Annotated in this window: 18 protein-coding genes; 8 read left to right on the forward strand and 10 right to left on the reverse strand. The window is 58.8% G+C overall.

The annotated features are described in order from the left end of the window. The first annotated feature begins 15 nt into the window (after positions 1–15). Positions 16–1,908 carry a response regulator gene (locus C2E25_RS13045; RefSeq protein ID WP_103116170.1) on the forward strand — a complete coding sequence of 631 codons (1,893 nt, stop codon included), beginning with the start codon at positions 16–18 and terminating at the stop codon, positions 1,906–1,908. Positions 1,909–1,980: 72 nt separating this feature from the next. Here C2E25_RS13045 and C2E25_RS13050 read toward each other — a convergent pair whose 3' ends face one another. The 7 genes from C2E25_RS13050 to C2E25_RS13080 form a co-directional block, all read right to left on the reverse strand. After that, a complete protein-coding gene (locus C2E25_RS13050; protein WP_158247260.1) occupies positions 1,981–2,670 on the reverse strand; it encodes a PilZ domain-containing protein in 690 nt (229 codons plus the stop codon). A 19-nt stretch (positions 2,671–2,689) separates the two neighbouring features. Beyond that, on the reverse strand, positions 2,690–3,499 hold the full coding sequence (locus tag C2E25_RS13055) for a PP2C family protein-serine/threonine phosphatase (RefSeq protein WP_103116172.1): 810 nt from the start codon (positions 3,497–3,499) through the stop codon (positions 2,690–2,692). A 47-nt stretch (positions 3,500–3,546) separates the two neighbouring features. Continuing rightward, positions 3,547–4,308 (reverse strand): tRNA 2-thiocytidine(32) synthetase TtcA, encoded by a 762-nt coding sequence (gene ttcA / locus C2E25_RS13060; RefSeq protein WP_103116173.1) that lies wholly within the window; start codon positions 4,306–4,308, stop codon positions 3,547–3,549. A gap of 78 nt (positions 4,309–4,386) precedes the next feature. Then, positions 4,387–7,566 carry an efflux RND transporter permease subunit gene (locus C2E25_RS13065; RefSeq protein WP_103116174.1) on the reverse strand — a complete coding sequence of 1,060 codons (3,180 nt, stop codon included), beginning with the start codon at positions 7,564–7,566 and terminating at the stop codon, positions 4,387–4,389. Position 7,567: 1 nt separating this feature from the next. Next, positions 7,568–8,728 carry an efflux RND transporter periplasmic adaptor subunit gene (locus C2E25_RS13070; protein WP_103116175.1) on the reverse strand — a complete coding sequence of 387 codons (1,161 nt, stop codon included), beginning with the start codon at positions 8,726–8,728 and terminating at the stop codon, positions 7,568–7,570. Then, a complete protein-coding gene (locus tag C2E25_RS13075) occupies positions 8,721–10,145 on the reverse strand; it encodes an efflux transporter outer membrane subunit (protein WP_103116176.1) in 1,425 nt (474 codons plus the stop codon). The genes C2E25_RS13070 and C2E25_RS13075 overlap by 8 nt, the downstream gene beginning before the upstream one ends. Then, complete coding sequence (locus C2E25_RS13080) at positions 10,142–10,777, reverse strand: TetR/AcrR family transcriptional regulator (RefSeq protein WP_103116185.1); 636 nt, start codon at positions 10,775–10,777, stop codon at positions 10,142–10,144. The genes C2E25_RS13075 and C2E25_RS13080 overlap by 4 nt, the downstream gene beginning before the upstream one ends. 141 nt (positions 10,778–10,918) lie before the next feature. Here C2E25_RS13080 and C2E25_RS13085 point away from each other — a divergent pair, with 141 nt between their 5' ends. The 6 genes from C2E25_RS13085 (at position 10,919) to C2E25_RS13110 (ending at position 15,020) form a co-directional block, all read left to right on the forward strand. Continuing rightward, positions 10,919–12,280: an MFS transporter gene (locus C2E25_RS13085; RefSeq protein ID WP_158247261.1), complete on the forward strand. Its 1,362-nt coding sequence runs from the start codon at positions 10,919–10,921 to the stop codon at positions 12,278–12,280. Further along, a complete protein-coding gene (locus C2E25_RS13090) occupies positions 12,267–12,755 on the forward strand; it encodes a GIY-YIG nuclease family protein (protein ID WP_103116178.1) in 489 nt (162 codons plus the stop codon). Before C2E25_RS13085 ends, C2E25_RS13090 begins: the two co-directional genes overlap by 14 nt. 57 nt (positions 12,756–12,812) lie before the next feature. Next, entirely contained in the window at positions 12,813–12,965 is a 153-nt protein-coding gene (locus C2E25_RS17710; RefSeq protein ID WP_199177431.1) for a hypothetical protein, read from the forward strand. Further along, positions 12,965–13,336, forward strand: coding sequence for a type II toxin-antitoxin system RelE/ParE family toxin (locus C2E25_RS13100; RefSeq protein ID WP_199177432.1), 372 nt, complete (start codon positions 12,965–12,967; stop codon positions 13,334–13,336). Before C2E25_RS17710 ends, C2E25_RS13100 begins: the two co-directional genes overlap by 1 nt. Positions 13,337–13,500: 164 nt before the next feature. Then, positions 13,501–14,097, forward strand: coding sequence for a type IV toxin-antitoxin system AbiEi family antitoxin domain-containing protein (locus C2E25_RS13105; protein WP_103116179.1), 597 nt, complete (start codon positions 13,501–13,503; stop codon positions 14,095–14,097). Continuing rightward, a complete protein-coding gene (locus tag C2E25_RS13110) occupies positions 14,094–15,020 on the forward strand; it encodes a nucleotidyl transferase AbiEii/AbiGii toxin family protein (RefSeq protein ID WP_103116180.1) in 927 nt (308 codons plus the stop codon). Before C2E25_RS13105 ends, C2E25_RS13110 begins: the two co-directional genes overlap by 4 nt. 36 nt (positions 15,021–15,056) lie before the next feature. Here C2E25_RS13110 and C2E25_RS13115 read toward each other — a convergent pair whose 3' ends face one another. From C2E25_RS13115 to C2E25_RS13125, 3 genes are all read right to left on the reverse strand, one after another. Then, positions 15,057–15,914: a transposase gene (locus tag C2E25_RS13115; RefSeq protein ID WP_103116181.1), complete on the reverse strand. Its 858-nt coding sequence runs from the start codon at positions 15,912–15,914 to the stop codon at positions 15,057–15,059. A 199-nt stretch (positions 15,915–16,113) separates the two neighbouring features. Continuing rightward, positions 16,114–17,232, reverse strand: coding sequence for a hypothetical protein (locus C2E25_RS13120; RefSeq protein WP_103116186.1), 1,119 nt, complete (start codon positions 17,230–17,232; stop codon positions 16,114–16,116). Between the two features lie 139 nt (positions 17,233–17,371). Then, positions 17,372–17,572, reverse strand: a complete 201-nt coding sequence (locus C2E25_RS13125) for a hypothetical protein (protein ID WP_103116182.1) — start codon at positions 17,570–17,572, stop codon at positions 17,372–17,374. A gap of 159 nt (positions 17,573–17,731) precedes the next feature. Here C2E25_RS13125 and C2E25_RS18145 point away from each other — a divergent pair, with 159 nt between their 5' ends. Further along, positions 17,732–17,875 (forward strand): transposase, encoded by a 144-nt coding sequence (locus C2E25_RS18145; protein ID WP_420094635.1) that lies wholly within the window; start codon positions 17,732–17,734, stop codon positions 17,873–17,875. Positions 17,876–17,903 lie beyond the last annotated feature (28 nt).

The raw sequence follows: 17,903 nt of genomic DNA on the forward strand, positions 1-17,903 counted from the left end.
AAAAGGAGGGGCAGGATGGGAAAACATATCTGGATCATCGACGATGATGCCAACATCTGCAAGTTTCTCAGCGAATCGCTGAAGCTGAAGGGTTATCGGGTTGAAACCTTCGGCACGGCCGAAACGGCTCTCGAAAAACTGGCCCCCGGCAGCTGTGATCTGGCCCTGGTCGACATTATGCTGCCCGGCATGTCGGGGATCGACTTCTGCCGTCAACTGCGCACCCAGCCTGCCCTGAGCGATCTGCCGGTGATGTTGATGACAGCCTTTTCCCGTGAAGCCGAGCAGGTGCAGCGGTACCAGGGGCTGGGCATCGTCGACTGCCTGTTCAAACCCTTCACCCTTCCCGTCCTGCATCGCCAGATCGCCACCATCCTCGGCGAGCGGATGGCCGAGTCAACCACAGAACCACTGCATATCGCCGGGGACCTGAGCGAGACCTCCTTCCCCCGACTGCTGCACAACCTCTACACCCTTAAAACAACAGGCCTGCTGCAACTGACCCGCGCCGGCATGAAAAAGGTTATCTACATCAGGAACGGCTACCCGATTTTCGCCCGTTCCAACCTGGTTCGGGAATGTCTCGGGCAGATGATGGTTGACGACGGTCTGATCAGCGCTGAACAGTGCGCTGAGTCCCTGCAGCAGGTCAAAAAAAGCGGTCGCCTGCAGGGAACGGTGCTGATCGACATGGGGCTGCTCACCCCGCATCAGCTGCGCGACGTGCTGCGGAATCAGATTGTCGAAAAACTGCTGGAAATCTTTTCCTGGCCCGAGGGAAAGTACCAGTTTGTCCAGGGGAAAAAATTCAAACAGGGGGTCACCAGTATCGACTGTTCACCGGCCGCTCTCATTTACCAGGGCATCAGCCGCCATTACAGTGCCGCCCGCATCGCCAAGCTGCTTCTGCCCCACCGCCACCGCTACCTGTCCCAGGCCGAGAGCCCCCATTACCGTTACCAGGAAATCGGCCTGACCCGCCGGGACGAAAGAGTCTTCGCGCTCTGCAACGGCCGGCTGACGCTCGAAGAGATCAGCAACCGTTTCCCGCTGGCACGCACCGAAACCGATCAGCTGCTGGCGGCGCTGCTGCTCTCGGAGATGGTCGAAAGCCGCGAAGTCCAGTCCTTTTCAGGAGAACCCGGGGCAGAGACGATCAGTGCCGAAGAGCATGAGATGCGCAAAACCTTTCTGGCCGAATACAGCGACCTGATCCAGCGCGACTACTTCAAGCTGTTCGCGGTGGGTGAGGATGCCAACAAGGCGGCCCTGCGCAAGGCCTATTTCTCCCTGGCGAAGAAATACCATCCTGACCGTTATCTGCAGATGAAACTGTCGGAGGATCTGCGCGGCAAGATCAACGAACTGTTCCAGCGCATCGGCGAAGCCTATGAAACCCTGTCCGACCCCGTGCGCTGCAAAAACTACCGGGAGACACTGAAGCAGGCCCGCGGTGGCGTCAAGACCAAGGTCGAAGATATCCTGCGGGCGGAAACCGCTTTTCAGAAAGGGCGGCACATGATCCGCTCGCGCAATTTCTCCGAGGCCCTCAAGCAACTGCAGATTTCTGTCGACAACAGCCCGGAAGAACCGGAGTACATCACTCTCTACGCCTGGGCCCTCTACCGGTCAAAAACCGACATCCCGGGGATCCGGGACAAGGCGGTTGAACTGCTGCAACGTTCGGCGGTCCTCAACGGCGAACATGATCTGACCCACCTCTATCTCGGACAGATCTTCAAGGATCAGGGACGCGAACGAGAGGCGGAAAAACAGTTCGAACTGGCCATCCAGTGCAATCCCGACTGTACCGAGGCACTGCGCGAATTGCGACTTTTCAATCTGCGGCGTGAAAAAGAGGACAAAGAAAAGAAAGGCGGTCTTTTCGGCCGCCTGAAAAAACGCTGATCGACGATCCCGTCGGTGACGGGATCGAGGGCCCGCGCTGACGGAAGGGACGGGCTCAGGGTCGGGGCGGGTTCAATTGACCATCTGGCTGCCGCCGTAAAACTGCTGCAACGCGGGCGGCAGGGTGAAGTAGGCCAGACCGGCGCTGAAAACCTCCGGAGCAAGCCTTTCCCTGAGCCGGGCCAGGTAACGCCCGAGAATGAATTCGCGCAGCTGCTCGCACTCCTCCTGAACCTGACGGGCAAAAAGAACCCCGGTGTCATAACCATCCGTCACCGCTCCCGGTCGTTGAAAACTGTAAATCACGGAAGCCGCCAGGCTCATCGGCCGACCGGCCAGGGAGAATTCCAGTTCCAGTTCCTCCTCCCGGGCCAGCTCCATGGGCAACCGCAACCGGCCGCCACGGTCCGAAAGGCTGGTCAGGTTGGAGGCATAATCCCCGCCCCGGCAACAGACCCGGGCCGACAGATCAATATCGAGCCGCATATGGCGACGCGGCGGACGGTGGAACCGATGTTCAAGGCGGGTATAGAGTTCCTCGATCGGCAGCGGCAGCGGCAGCTTGTCGCGGCTGCTGTAGCGGGAATGGCCGAGCCACAGCACCGGCTGGTCAGGCGGCGCCTCGCAACACCCTTCCTCGGCCAGCAGCAAAACTCCATCCACTATTTCCGGCTGCAACGAAAAGCGCCAGCCCTCAAGGAGTCCGGCCAGCACCTGCCGCAGGGCGGGATCGGTGGTGCAGATACAAACTTTTCGCTCCATGCCACGCGGGATCGTCCTCTCACTCAGCATCGTTCCTCCCGAAGGCCCCATGCATGTCAATGACAATTGCTGTGCAGTCATCGGCCAGCGGGTCACGGACCCCGAAACGCTGCAGCGAGGCGAAAACCTCGTCCAGGAAATCGAGGTGGTCTTCACGATGATCCCGCACCAGCCGTTCCAGCCGTCGCCGCCCGAACTGCTCCCCGTTGCGGCCTTCGGCCTCGGTAATGCCGTCGGTAAAGAGCAGCAGCCGGTCGCCGCTACGCAGGCGGAACAGTTCCAGGTCAAGTTCCGGCTGATCGAAATAACCGAGCGGCTGCCCACTCGGTTTCAGGCGGAAAAGCTCATCACCACGCCGCACCACCGGTGCGACATGCCCGGCATTGACATACTCCATGCAGAGGCTGTCGGGGTTGATCACGCCGCAGAAGAGGGTACTGGAAAAGAAATAGTCATATTTTTCGGAACGTTTGGCAAACAACCGCAGAAAGGTGTTGATCTCACGCAGAACCCGCAACGGGTCGCAATCCTGAGCGGCGCTGCGATGAATAAAACCATACAGCAGCCCCATGACCAGCGAGGCCTGCAGACCGTGGCCGGTGACATCGCCCAGAAAGATCAGCTGACAACCGTCACCGAGGGTGATGAAATCGAAATAATCCCCGCCGACCCCCTGGGCCATGCGGTTCTTGATCCCGATGCAGCTCCAGCTGCAGACCGGTGAACTTTTCGGGAACAGCAGCTGCTGGACACCGCTGGCCAGGTCCAGATCGAGATTAAAAGAGCAGTTGCAACTCTCCGCTGTGCCGTTTTTTTTCCCCTTGACCATGCGCCTAGTATAACGGACTCCCCGCCATTGCCAAATACGGATCGGAATTAATCCTGCGGGAACCTGCGATCGAGCAGATGGCGCGGCTGGAGATTGCCGAGAGCGCCGATCAGGCTCTTCTTGATCTGCGGAATTTCGCCCTTCAGCTCGCGAATCAATCCCTTCATCCGCTGCCGTTTCTGATCGACCTCGCCGCAGACCGGGCAGGCGCAGCAGATCACCGGCAGCTTCTGCTGCCGCATGAAGCGGATGATCTCTCCCTCCTCGACGTAAACCAGCGGCCGAATGACGGTATGGCGACCGTTGTCGGCCCGCAGCTTGGGGCTCATCGCCTTGAGACTGCCGACATAGAACTGGTTGAGCAGCAGGGTTTCGATGAAATCGTCGAGGTGATGACCGAGGGCGATCTTGTTGCAGCCCAGCTCATCGGCCAGCGAGTAGAGGATACCGCGCCGCAGCCGGGCGCAGAAGGAACAGTAGGAGGAACCGGGCCGCCGCCTGCTCTCGATAATCTCGTAGGCATTGGTCGACTCCATCCGGTACTCGAACCCATGTTCGACCAGGTGACGCTCGATGACCTCCTTGCGAAAACCGGGAAAGCCGGAATCAACGGTGCCGGCCACCAGTTCATACCTGACTGGCGAACGCCGCCGCAGGGAATCGAGAATATGCAGCAGGGTGTAGGAATCCTTGCCGCCGGAAACACCGATCAGGATGCGGTCACCCTCCTCGATCAATCCGAAATCACCGACCGCCCGGCCGACCCGGCGGCGGATTTTTCTGAACAGGTTGTCTTCTTCAAGTGCCACGGGTGCCTCCGCTGGTGAGCTGAAGAGCCTTTTTAATCCATTTCGCCCTCCGGAGGCAAGTCCCGGGGCCCTCTTTCCTCAACATTCTCCCTCATCGCCGACCCGGTGGTCACCATGGCTGCGGCTCAAACCGAACAGCCCGCGCACATCTTCAAGAATCATGTAGAAACTGGGGATCAGCAGCAGAGTGATAAAGGTGGCAAACATGATGCCGAAACCGAGGCTGATCGCCATCGGAATCAGGAACTGGGCCTGTACGCTGGTTTCGAGAATCATCGGCATCAGGCCGCAGAACGTGGTCAGCGAGGTCAGCAGAATCGGACGGAAACGCCGCTGCCCGGCCTGCAGCAGGGTCCGCTGCAGATCCTCGCCGCCACCACGACGAAGGATGTTGGCATAATCGATCAGCAGCAGCGAATCATTGACCACCACCCCGGACAGGGCGACGATGCCGAACATGGAGAGAATGGAGAGATTGAAGCCCATCAGCAGGTGCCCGAACAGGGCGCCGACGATGCCGAACGGGATCGCCGCCATGATCAGCAGCGGCTGACTGTAGCTGCGCAGCGGAATCGCCAACAGGGCAAAGATGGCGAACATGGCGAGAGCGAAACCGCGCTTCATGCTGTCCAGAGATTCGGCCTGCTCCTTCTGCTCGCCCTCCATATCGAAACTGAGTCCCGGATAATCGTTGGCCAGCCGGGCCAGCAGCCCGCGTTTCAGATCCCGCAGGATTTCATCGGCATTGCCCCGTTTGCTGTCAACCCGGGCGGTGACGTTGATGACCCGCTTGCGGTCGGTGCGGTTGATCTGCGAATAGCCGCGGCCGGGGATGATCTCGGCGGCCCGCAACAGCGGGATTTCGCCCCCGGCGGGCGTACGAATCCGCAGCTGTTCAAGATTCCACAGATGTTTCCGTTCCGACTCGGGGTAGCGCACCAGCACCTTGACCTCGTTGCGGCCGCGCTGCAGACGCAGCGCCTCGACCCCGTAAAACGCGTTGCGCAACTGGCGACCGAGGTCCTGCTCGGTCACCCCGAGAGTCCGCGCCTCGGCCGTCAGCCGCACTTTCAGTTCCCGCTTGCCGAGAGCGTAATTGTCGGCAATATCCCCCACCCCCGGATAGTCGGCAAGGGCGGCCTTGATCTTTTCCGCCACCTGATCGAGGACGGCAAAATCCTCATGGGCGATCTGGATATCGATGTTCGCCCCGAGGCGCACCAGGTTAGAGGAAAAGCTCAGGGTTTCCGCCCCCGGCACCTCGCCGGTCAATTCCCGCCAGCGGTCACCGATAGCAGCCGCCGCCACGCCGCGCTTCTCGCTCTGGGTCAGCAGCATGGCGATATTGGCGATATTGCTGGCGGTGGTGGTGTCATCGCCGCCCGGCCCCTGGGTCCCGGAAATCCTGCCGCCGACCACCGCGTAAATGTGACGCAGCACGCTGCGGCCGTCCGTGCGCTCGGCGTTGAATTCGGCCACGGTCTGCTGCCCGGCGGCCATGATGCGTTGCACCACGCGGTCAGTTGCGTCAATCGGCGTTCCCGGCGGCAGCTCCAGATCGACCGTCACCAGGTCGCCGTCGACTTCGGGCATGAAATGGAATTTCAACAGCCCGCCGCGCACCGTACCGACCGCCAGCAGCAGCAGCGCCAGGCCGAAGGCCAGTGTGGCATAACGATAGCGCAGGCAGAAATCGAGGGTCCGTCGGTAGGGACCGGCAATGAAACGATCGAGTTGTCCACCGAACCAGCGCCGCACCCGGTCAATGCGGCCGAGCAGCCCCTTGTCGAGCGGCCGCCGTTTCCCCAGCGAAAGATGGGCCGGCAGCACGAACAGGCTTTCCACCAGCGAGACCAGCAGAATAATGATGACGATCTTCGGAATGACGCCGATGAATTTGCCGATCATACCGCCGGTGAAAAGCAGGGGGGCAAAAGCGGCCACCGTGGTCAGAACCGAAAAAATCACCGCCCGGCCGACCTGAATCGTCCCCTCCTCCGCCGCCAGCGGGTAGGGTTTGCCCAGTTGCCGTTGATCATAGACATTTTCGCCGACGACGATGGCGTCATCGACCACGATCCCCAGAGCCATGATGAACGCGAACATGGTGATCATGTTGATCGAAACATCGACCGCCGGCATGAAAAAGAGCGCGCCGCAGAAGGAGATCGGAATCCCCAGCATCACCCACAGGGCGAGACGCAGCTCAAGGAACAGACCGAGGATGATGAACACCAGCACCAGGCCTATCTTCGCGTTGCGCTGCAGCAGGTCGCGACGGCTCTGGAACATTTCCGAGGTATCGTTCCAGCCGGCGATGTGGACCGAGTCGGGCAGTTCCAGGCGCCGCTGCTTGATATAGTCGAGGACGATCTTTGAGATCTCGGTCGGCTTCTGCTTGCCGACCCGACTGACCTTGACCATCGCCGCCCGCTTGCCGTCGAAGCGGGCCGAGAGATCGGTTTCGGCAAAACCATCCCTCACCATGGCGATATCACCGAGCCGCACCTCGGTTCCATCCGGCTGGTTGATAATAACGATGTCGCGATAACCCGGCCCGTAGTAGCGCCTCTCCTTGGTGCGGATCAGGATATCCCCGCCGGCGGTCTTCACCGTTCCCCCCGGCAGGTCAAGTGAGGCGGAACGAATGCGGGCGGCGATCTGATCAAGCGTCAGGCCGTAGCGGCGCAGGTTCCGTTCCGGAACCTCCACCGAAATCTGGTAGGGCCGCACCCCACTGAGATCAACCTGGGTGATTTGCGGGTATTCCAGCAGGTCATCCCGCACCCGTTCGGCCTGCTCCCGCAGGCTGCGCTCGGAGAGATCACCGTAGACCACCACCGAAATCACCTCGTGGCGATTGAGCAGCTTGCTGATCACCGGCTCTTCGGCATCCGCCGGGAAGGTGGTGATCCGGTCGACCTCGCTCTTGATGTCGGCCAGCACCTGATTGGCGTCGGCATCCGGATAGATCTCGGCGGTCACCGTGCCGAACCCTTCGGCGGCCTGGGCCTTGACCTGTTTAATGCCGTCAACCCCGGTCAGGTTCTCCTCGATCTTGAGAATCACCCCTTCCTCGACCTCTTCCGGACCGGCACCGGGATAGGCAACCGAAACCTGGATCATATCAAGGGAGACTTCGGGAAAGACTTCCTGTTTGACGGTGAAGCCGAGAATGATGCCGCCGACGATGAAGACCATCATCAGCAGATTGGCAGCCACGTGGTTACGGGCCATCCAGCGGATCGCAGCATTCATGTCAGTTCTCCGCCGTGCGCAGCAACAGTCCGTCGGCGGCACCCGAAATCGGTGTCAGGACCACCTGCTCACCGCCCTGCAACCCCGAGCTGACCAGCACCGTATTTTTTTCCCGTCGCACCACTTTGACCGGCACGATACGCAGCTTGCGGTCTTCCATGATCCAGACCCGATCTCCTTCACGCATCGCCCGCCGTGGAACTTCGACCACACCGGGCAGAGTATCCCCCTGCAGCTGGACAGTGACGAAACTGCCGAGCGCCAGTTCGGGCCGATTCTCGGCTCGCGGGTTGCGGCCATAAGGGTCGGCGACACTGACCGCCAGGCGCGCCATGCGACCACGCGGATCAACCTCCCCGAGGGAACGGACGATATGCCCCGACCACTGCCAGCGCTGTCCGTCACTGCGCAGGGACACGATCGCCGGCGAACCCTGCTCGCCGGGAGATCGCGGCACCTGCAGCCAGTGCAGGTCACCAAGCGGCAGCGGCACGATGATCTCCGCCTCATCGGTGCCAACCAGAGTCGCAACCTTGGTGCCGGAACGGATGTATTGACCCAGGTCGACATTCTCACTGCGAACAAGACAATTGTACGGAGCCGTCACCCGAGTGCGCTGCAGATCGAGCTCCGCCTGACGCAGGGCGGCGCGGGCGGAAAGCAAGGCGGCCTCAGCACTTTTCAACTGCGGAGCATAAACCACCAGCGGATTCGGTTCCTCGTCGGGATGCAGCCGCTGCCATTCCTCGCGACCGATATCGGCCCGGGCTTTGACCGTCTGCAGATCCAGTTCGCTGCGGCTCAGGTTGGCCCGGGCCCGCTCGACCGCCAGTTCGAAGTCGATCGTCTCGATGGCGAACAGCTCTTCACCCTGCCTGAAAAAGCCCCCCGCCACCAGGTTCGGAGCGACACTGACCACCTTACCACTGACCTGGGGGACGATATCGGTCTGTCGCCGGGCCTGCACCGTACCGGTCGCCTCGATCCGCAAGCGGTAATCGCCGCGCGTGACGCGGGCCGTTTCAACCAGTACGCCGCGAAACGGGGTGACCTTTTTCACCGGAACCCTGCGCTTTTTGACCATCACCGTCATCCCGCCGATGCCGATCGCCAGGATCAGCAGCGGCAGACCAATTTTCATCATCAGGCCCTTGTTACTCATGGCTCACAGACTCCTTGTGACCGGCAAACCTCTGACTGATTTCTTTCTCCATCCACGTCCCTCCAAGAGCCCTCGCAAGGCTGATGCGGTCACTGATCAACTGCCGCCGGGCGGCAAGCAATTCACTGCGGGCCTGGAAATCATTCCGCTGGGCCGTCAGTACCGGCAGGTAATCGGTCAATCCGTACAGGTAGTTCTGCAGGGCGAGTCGCAAGCTTGCCGAGGTGGCATCGACAGTGCGCTGCAGGGTTTCAAGCCGTTGTTCGTCGGTTTGATTGGCAACCAGAGAATCCTCAACCTCGCGGTAGGCATCCAGCACCGCCTGCCGATAGCTCGCCAGCCGTTCCCGCACCACCGCGCGATTACGCTCGACCTCGGCCCGACGGCGGCCGCCGTCAAGGAGCGTCACGGCCGGCTGAACAATCAACTGCCAGAAATTCCCGGTAATCGCGCCGATACCGAAATCTGTCTGCAGATAACCGTAATTCGCCGCCAGGTTTAAAGTCGGCAGACGATCGGCGATGGCGGCGGCAACCTCATCATCAGCCGAACGTAATTGATGGAAACGCGCCGCGACATCGGGACGACGTTGAAGAAGACTGGCCGGCAGACCGGTCGGGAATTGATCCGCAAAGGAGGGAAGTTGATCCAGGGTACCGGCCGCACCACCCGCGGGATAAGACCCCAGCAAGGTCGCGATGCCGTGCTCGGCCGTCGCCAGCGCCTTGGCAAACCGGGGACGGCTGGACTCGGCTGCCGCCAGCGTCTGTCGTGCCTGGTAGACATCAACCGCCGGCACCAGACCGAGTTGATAACGGTCTTCGACGCGTTGCAGCGTTTCCCGGTAGGAAACAATGGTCTGATCTGTCAGGGCCAGTTGGGCCCGCTGTTCAACGGCCAGAAAATACAGATCGGCCAGTTGCGCGCTGAGACTTATATAAAGACTTCGCAACTGATTTTCGCCGGACCGCAGCAACTCGGCCGCGGCCTGCTTGCGGCTCCTCAACTTACCCCACAAATCAAGCTCGTAGCCGCTCTGGGCCGAAAACCGGTAATTGTAGACGCGCGCGGCCTGAATAAAACCGGGAACCAGCTCATGGCTTCCCTGGCCGCCCAGCCCCAGGCTCGGCCAGAGCGTGCTGCCGGCAACCGTCAAGGCCGCCCGGGCCTGCTCGACGCGGGCAAATCCCTCCTCCAGCTGGAGATTCTGCTCAAACAGCCGGGTCATGAGCCGGTTCAGATCTTCATCACCGAACGCCAGCCACCAGCAATCCGGCGGACTTCCGGCCTCAGTCCCCGGCGTTGCCGCCAGGTACGTCCGGGGAAGATCGGGGGGAGGTGAAACGGCGGTCGGCTGATACAGGCTGCAGCCGGACAACAGCAGAACACCTGCAAACAGCGGCAGGAAAATTCTCATTCCGGCGCCTCCATCCCGGCCAGGGTATAGTCGAGCAGGAGATCTGCCAGCCGGACCATCTTCATTCCCGGGAGGATGCCGGGAGGGAGGTCCTGGCAGCGATCATGACAGCGCATCACGTGACTCAGCGAACCGACGGCGAAATGCATCCGCCAGGAAAGGGTGGAAAAGGACAGGTGCGGCAGGGCCTGATGCATGGTTTCGAAGAGGCGCAGGATGAACGGTTCCATGCGGCGCAGGAAAATATCGCGACCGACCCCTCGCGGATCGGCAAGGATGCGGCCGACCAGGGTGATGAAATGTTCGGGCCCCTCCCCCTGCTCGCGCAGTTCGATGGTCGGCTCAACCAGGGCGCGCAGCACCTGGCGCGGATCAGGACGCCGACCCTCCGCCTCCGCCGCGGCCAATTCCGCATCGAGCATCTCTGCCCGACGACGGTTGAGCGGCGTCAGGCGGCGCTCGATGACCGCTTCCAGCAGTTCCTCCTTGGAACCGAAATGGTAGTTGACCGCCACCAGGTTGACCCCGGCGTTACTGGTGATGGCACGCAGCGAGGTCGCGTGGAAACCATCCGCGGCAAAAAGTTTTTCCGCCACATCGAGAATTTTCACCTTGGTATCGGGTTGACTCATGGACACTCCTCGGGAACAATACCTGGCAGCCCGGCGGATCTAACCCGCCAGTCGCGGGAATGCGTCACAGGCGCAATTTGCAGGTATAATTCAAACGAACGTTTGAGTCAACACCAAAAGCAGGGGACACTCCCGATCCTGATGTCTTCATCCGCTTCGACAACCTCCCACCTGAAGCGCCTGGTCCCCCTACTCTGCTGGTGCGTCTTCTGCTCGGTCCTCAACGGCACCATGTTCAATATCGCGGTGCCCGACATCGCCCGCGACTTCGATCTTTCCGCCGCAAATGTCAGCTGGGTGATCACCGGCTACATCGTCATCTTCGCCATCGGTTCGATCAGCTACGGCAAACTCGCCGACGCCTATTCGGTACGCCGCCTGCTGACCATCGGCCTGCTGCTGTTCAACACCGGCGCCCTGCTCAGCCTGCTCGCCGGCAGCTATCCGCTGCTGGTCGCCGGGCGTCTGGTCCAGGCCGGCGGCGGTGCCGCCATCCCGGCGCTGGTGATGATCATCGCCACCCGCTTCGCGCCGGTCGAGCTGCGCGGCCGGGTGCTCGGCGCGGTCAGCGCCACGGTTGCCCTGGCCATGGGACTCGGACCGCTGATCGGCGGGCTGCTGGCCGGAGCCATTCACTGGCGCTGGCTGTTCATCCTCTCCTTCGCCACCCTGCCGGCGATCCCGCTGCTCGGCCTGGTCCTGCCCCGCGAACCGCGCCGGCCGCTGCGCTACGATCTGGCCGGGGCCTGCGGGCTGACCCTGCTGGTGGCCGCCCTGCTGATCGCCCTGACCACTCGGCAACCGTGGTTTCTGGTCCCGGTTCTGCCTCTCGGCCTGCTCCTGACGCGGCAGATAAGACGTTCTCCCTGGCCTTTCATCCCCCGCAATCTCCTGCGCGACCGTCTCTATCGCCGCGGGCTGCTGGTCACCTTCCTGGGCATGGGCACCGTCTTCGGGCTGCTGTTCACCACCCCCCTGCTGCTGCGCCAGGTGCATGACGTCTCCACGACCGATATCGGTCTGATCATTTTTCCCGGGGCCCTCTGCGGTTCACTAGCCGGACTGCTCGGCGGGCGGCTGACCGACCGCTGGGGTGCGCCGCCGGTCGCCCTGTGCGGGTTAGTGATCCTCAGCTGCGGTTACCTGCTGCTGGCGGCCCTGGGAGGCACCGGTACGCTGCTGGTTCTTCTGCTGCTGGTCCTCTGCTACAGCGGCTTCGCCCTGCTGCAGCCGGCACTCGGAAAAATCGTCTCCCTGCAGCTGCCGGCTGAGCAGAGCGGCATCGGCATGGGTTTCTACAACCTGATCTATTTTCTCTCCGGGGCCTTCGGCACCGCTCTGGTCGGGGGCATGCTCGAAACCCTGGACCGGCCGCCGGCCTGGCTCGGCGAACCGCTCATGGCCCGCTACCGCGGCGTCATGCTGCTGCTCGCCCTGGCCGCCGGCGCGGCGGCGCTGATTTTCCGACTCAGTTTCAGGGGAGATAGGGATGCGCAACGATAATTTCGTATCGCCCGAATCGCGCTTTCCCGTCGCGCCCGGCACCTACCTGCTGCAGCTGTTCTGCCCACAGCCCCGCACCCTGACGATCGGTCGTCTCGGGGAACTGGAGCTGGTTCCCGGCTGCTATCTCTACCTCGGCAGCGCCCATGGCCCCGGCGGCCTGGCCGCCCGGCTCGGCCACCACCTGCGCCCGGTGCGCAGGCCGCACTGGCACCTCGACTACCTGCGCCAGGGCGCCGAAATCCACCAGGTCTGGTACAGCACCGACAACCACGCCGACGAATGCCTCTGGGCCGCCGCCCTGTCCCGGATCCGCGGCTGCGTTCCCATCTCCGGCTTCGGCGCCAGCGACTGCCGCTGTCCGAGCCATCTCTTCCGGCGCACCGCACCGCCGGCCCTGAGCAGCTTCCGCCGCCGGTTAAGGCAACTCTGCCCCGAGCATGGCCGGATCATCTCTGTTCTGGATCAGGATTAATTTTCGCGGAGATCTTTCGCAATCTGGAAAAACAGCAGGGTCCGCTGATCATCAGACGTGGTGCAGGATATCCACAGTTACGAACGGGACCAAGAGTGGCTGGCGTTGCTGAAAATCCTGGCCGTCGGCAATCGCCAGATCGAAGAGGGCCGGGTCCAGGCGGCTGAAGATGTTGTCGGCCGGTTGAGAGCCAAGGGGCGTGAGAGTTAATGGCCGGCAAGGTTTTTTTGACCGACAATGCCGCAAGCGACCTTGATGAGTTTTATGCCCACGTTGCCCGACACGACATACCGGAGAAAGCCGATGATCTGCTGCACCGGATAGAATCGGTTTTCTCCTGTCTGGCCGAGATGCCGCAGCGCGGCGCCTGCCCCCGGGAACTGCGGGAACTCGGAATCCGGGAATTTCGCGAAGTCTTCTACAAACCCTGCCGCATTATCTACCGAATCATCGGCGAGGATGTCTACGTCATGCTGATAACCGACGGCGCCGGGACATGCAGACCCTTCTGCAGCGCCGGTTGTTGTAGGGGCGATCAGCCGCCCTACCCCCCGTCAAGCCTCGGGGTTTGGAAAAAATAAGTGAAAGGCATAATTACATGGGCGTCCCTATTGGGCTATATTGGGCTCCTGGAAGATATGGCCGACATTGGGGCTGACAGAATTATCCGGGGCGTGGTTAAATTGAAATTGCAAAATCTATTCACTTGTATATATTTGAATAGGTTTTGCACCAAGGGGCCTCCATGGATCGAAAACAGCAGATACTGGATCTTGCCAGGGCGAAAGGGCTTATCCGGGCCGCAGACGTTAAGGCCGCAGGTATTTCCAGAAACTACCTGTACCAAATGCACAAGGAAGGACTTCTGCAGAAAAAAGCCGTTGGGCTTTATAGCCTTCCGGGCGTCCCCGTGACCGAACACTCGGCACTGACCGAGGTTGCAAAAAGGCTCCCTCACGCTGTCGTCTGTCTTGTCTCGGCACTGAACTACCACGGGATCACAACCCAGATCCCCCATGAGATATGGCTGTCCGTCCCCAGGGGGTCGTGGCGGCCCGACGTTGCATACCCTCCGCTTAACCTGACTTATGTTTCCGGCGAGGCGTATTCATTCGGCATCCAGGAACACGTCATAAACGGGGTTGCGGTTAAAATCTACACCCCCGCAAAGACGGTTGCCGACTGCTTCAAATTTCGCAATAAGGTCGGCCTCGATGTCGCCATTGAGGCACTTCGCGAGGTTTGGCGCTCACGAAAAGCCACCATGGACGAACTGTTCGAAGCCGCCGGAATCGACAGGGTATCAAAAATCATGCGTCCCTACCTGGAGGCAACCGTGTGAGCCAGAACAACAAGAAAAATATTTCACATTCGATCTTTCAGCGACTGCTGAACAGAGCCAAAAGCAACAGGGAAGATTTTAACCTCCTGCTCTCTCGCTACGGAATGGAGAGGTTCCTGTATCGACTCAGCATCTCGTCACACAACGATCGGTTCATTCTGAAAGGGGCGAGTCTGTTCCTGGTTTGGAAAGGGCAGAGTTACCGCATCACCAGAGATGCGGATCTTCTCGGGTTGGGCAATTCTGACCTGGAACGGCTTGCAGAAGTGTTCCGTGGCATCTGCAGCGTAGAGTGTCAGAATGATGGCATGATTTATCTTCCCGACTCCCTGAAAGCGGAAGAGATCCGCGAAGAGCAGGAGTATGACGGGGTGCGTATGACCCTAATCGGGTTGCTGAATCAGGCCCGGGTTCCTCTGCAAATTGATATTGGTTTTGGTGATGCGGTAACACCTGATCCCGAAGACGTCGAATATCCGACGTTGTTTGATGGTCCACCGCCACTATTGAAAGCCTATCCGCGATACACACTGGTGGCCGAAAAGTTGGAATCAATGGTCAAGCTCGGCCTTGCGAACAGCCGGGTGAAGGATTTCTATGACATCTGGCTGCTTTCGAAGATTTTTTCTTTTGAGGGAACTGTCTTGCAAAAGGCGATCGGAAACACTTTCAACCGGAGGCGCACTCCACTGCCTGTATCCGTGCCCCTTGCATTCACTCCCGTTTTTTTTGAGGATCCCCAGAAGAAGGTGCAATGGACGGCTTTTATCAAAAGATCAAAACCTGACATCCAGGCAGCAAATCTTGCCGCTGTAATCATGGACATATCAGGATTCCTTTCCCCCGTGATCGAGAGCTTGCGCTCGGACGTCCCGTTTGAAACCTTGTGGTTGCCAGGTCAAAGATGGGGTGCCCGGTCATAGGCACTCACATGCCTCTCTGTGACAGGTCTTGAATTATCAGTTTTCAGTGTTAACGATCTTGCTGATGGTGGTGTAATGCAGCCCGCCGGCCCGGGCAATCTCGGTCAGGCGATAACCATGTACAAGGTGAGCCTCACGGATCAGGCGATTTCGTTCCGGCTTTGAAAGGGATTTGTCCCGCGGCAGCAGGGACTCCAGAGCCGGGCGACCGATGTGACGCTGATGTCGCGGGATTTCAGCGGCGAGGTCCTGATCTTCCAGCAAGTCGCGGATTCTCTGCAGAAAGGCGTCCCCTCCCAGCACAATCTGCCCGCGCAGCTGAGTCCAGGGCGAACGAATTGGCATTGTCAATCCATCTTCGATGAATTGTCGGTAGGCAATCCGCGCCTTGCCCCGGCTCCGGAAAAAGTTTCCCAGCACCCAGTCGGTGGTTAAGAATGACGGACAAGGCTGTTTGCCAAGCGTCGCCAGGTAGCTGTTCCAGGGATGGTGCGACGGGTGCTCGCAAGCGCCCGCCCGGACCGGGTTGAGGACAACATAGCGGCACAGTTCGAGCAGATGACTTTGCTTCTCGACCAGGATGGACTTGAAACGCCCCTGGAAGACATGGCCGACACGACCATGCTTCCTGTTGAAGGTCTGAGTATAGACACCGTTGAGTTGCCGCATCCCGGCGGAGAGATTCCCTTCCGGCGTTTCGATCAGCAGGTGGTAATGGTTGTCCATCAGGCAGTAAGCGTGGCAGAGCCAGTTGAAACGTTTCACCACCTGGGTCAGAACCTTGAGAAACAGCTGCCGATCGCCGTCTTCGCGAAAGATATCCGCCTTGGCGTTGCCGCGGGAGGTGACGTGGTAGACGGCACCGGGGAATTCAATGCGCAGTGGTCTGGACATGGGGGGAGGATAGCATGGAAAACTGATATTTCAAGACCTGACCCCAAGGTCTCTGCTGCACCGCCTCGGCCAGGTGCAGTATCGGGGGATGTTGGGGGTATCGGACAATCCATGAACTGGCTGCAAATCCGGCTGTTTGCCCCAGATTTAAGCTCCTTATTGCCCTATAGCACACGGCTGTGCTGCAGTTTTGACTGAGCTAGACCTTAATCCGGTTCCAGCCATTTTGACCTGGGCGAAATATTGCGTGAACTTTTAGTGGCGTGCGTGTGGTTCGGGGATCAAGTGCATGAAAAAATGGAAGGCTGAAATAGTACAGGCGAGTTGCTGCACTGAAACGCAGTCTGCCTAAGGGGCGACCGTCAAAATCATCAATCGAATATTCAGCCATTCGAATCGGCCTGAGTTTGTGACTTTTATGAATCAGAACTGACGAGTAGCCATAGCTAACCTCGGGTTCACAGTCTGGACTGATGGTGTCTTCAGAAGAGTTACAAAAAAGTGTTACAGTGTCGTTAATGCCAGGTGCGCGGGCTAGATACTCACCATAAAAACCTCTTGCAATATCGCCAAATGCAGAATGCTCAGGTTTGGGGTTGCATTCAATGACAGATAATAAATCAAGTTTCTGGCGAGTCTCAAAAAACAGCTGATTGGCCTTTTCGATAATGACATTGATATTTGACTGATAAATATCCCGGTAGGCGTAATCAAGACAGATGAGTGTCATGAAATTGTAGCAACTTGGTTGACAGCGAAATAAGGGGAAAATTTTCCCGCAATAGAGATAATGGTCGCTATCAAGTGTTTCTTCACCTCTAAAGGGATGACTTTTGGCCTCAAAAAAGACTCGCTGACCACCGTCATTTTCTTTTACAATAACCAGACAACAGTTCACAGGAAGAGTTTCGATGGCGCCTGAATCGAGGTCTTCAATCACAGATCCCAAGGCTTCTTGGTTGTCGACATCAAATTGCTGAAGCAGTTTTTTGTAATCACCGAGATTGATTGGCCCTAGCCCAAGAACTGTTATAGTATTTGGGCGAATGTTATTAAGTAGATCAAATGCTTCAGATAGCCGCGAGTGGGGGAGGATTGCCTCGGGAAAAAAGATAAAGTTAACTTTTTTCAGATTGCCTTGGCCATCGATGATCAAGTCAATAATTGAACGAACCGTTTGCCAGTTTTGTTCTGGATCTGCCAGATGATAAACAAAATCTTTTTTCTCCAAGTTGTTGGGTATCTGGCATGATAAAATGTGCAGATGTTGCCTGGGTGGGAACTTGATCAGAAGTCTTTTTTCAACAATTTGAAACATGATCAATCTTCGGCTATCTCCAGGATGAAACTCGATATCCCGTGTCAGCTCTACACTTTTCTAGTAAAAACCCCGCCCAAAGGATGGGGAGGGGGTACTTCGTACTAAATACAGGGGGTCAATTTGTTCGGCAAAAAGCTCATTTCATCGCTGACTGCAGAGCCTCCTCCCCCGGATCAGAAATAAATGGTTTGGTTGGTTCGTGGACCGTTTCTAATTTCCGTCCATTTGTTCTCAACATAGCACCACATTCGGTGCATTCCAGCAAATCTTTGCTGAAACCATCGGCGTGCAAATCAACTTCCAGGTGGTTTTGATGGTTACAATAAGGGCAGTTCATAGTTTCCTCCGTGTGAGTATTTTTAACTAAAATATCCCCCCACGAAAACCATGTAAAGCAATAATTATTATAATTGGAAATTAGAGTTGCACCACTCTGAGGTAGGCTGGAAAAAGTGGACACCAACCTGATAGCCTGTGAGGCTCAAGGAGGTGTCCATTGGAACGAATCCCGAGACAGTTTTACACCCAGGAGTTCAAGGAGGAGGCCGTCAGCCTGGTTGAGAATGGTGGGCTGACTGTGGCTGAAGTCAGTCGGCGGCTGAGCAGCCACCTAGGTAGAGTAGAGAGCTGGTTCCTTTAACCACAGGCGCAGCTTATCCGTTTCCGGC

Source organism: Geothermobacter hydrogeniphilus (assembly GCF_002898515.1).
In the GTDB taxonomy this organism is placed as follows: Bacteria; Desulfobacterota; Desulfuromonadia; order Desulfuromonadales; family Geothermobacteraceae; genus Geothermobacter_A.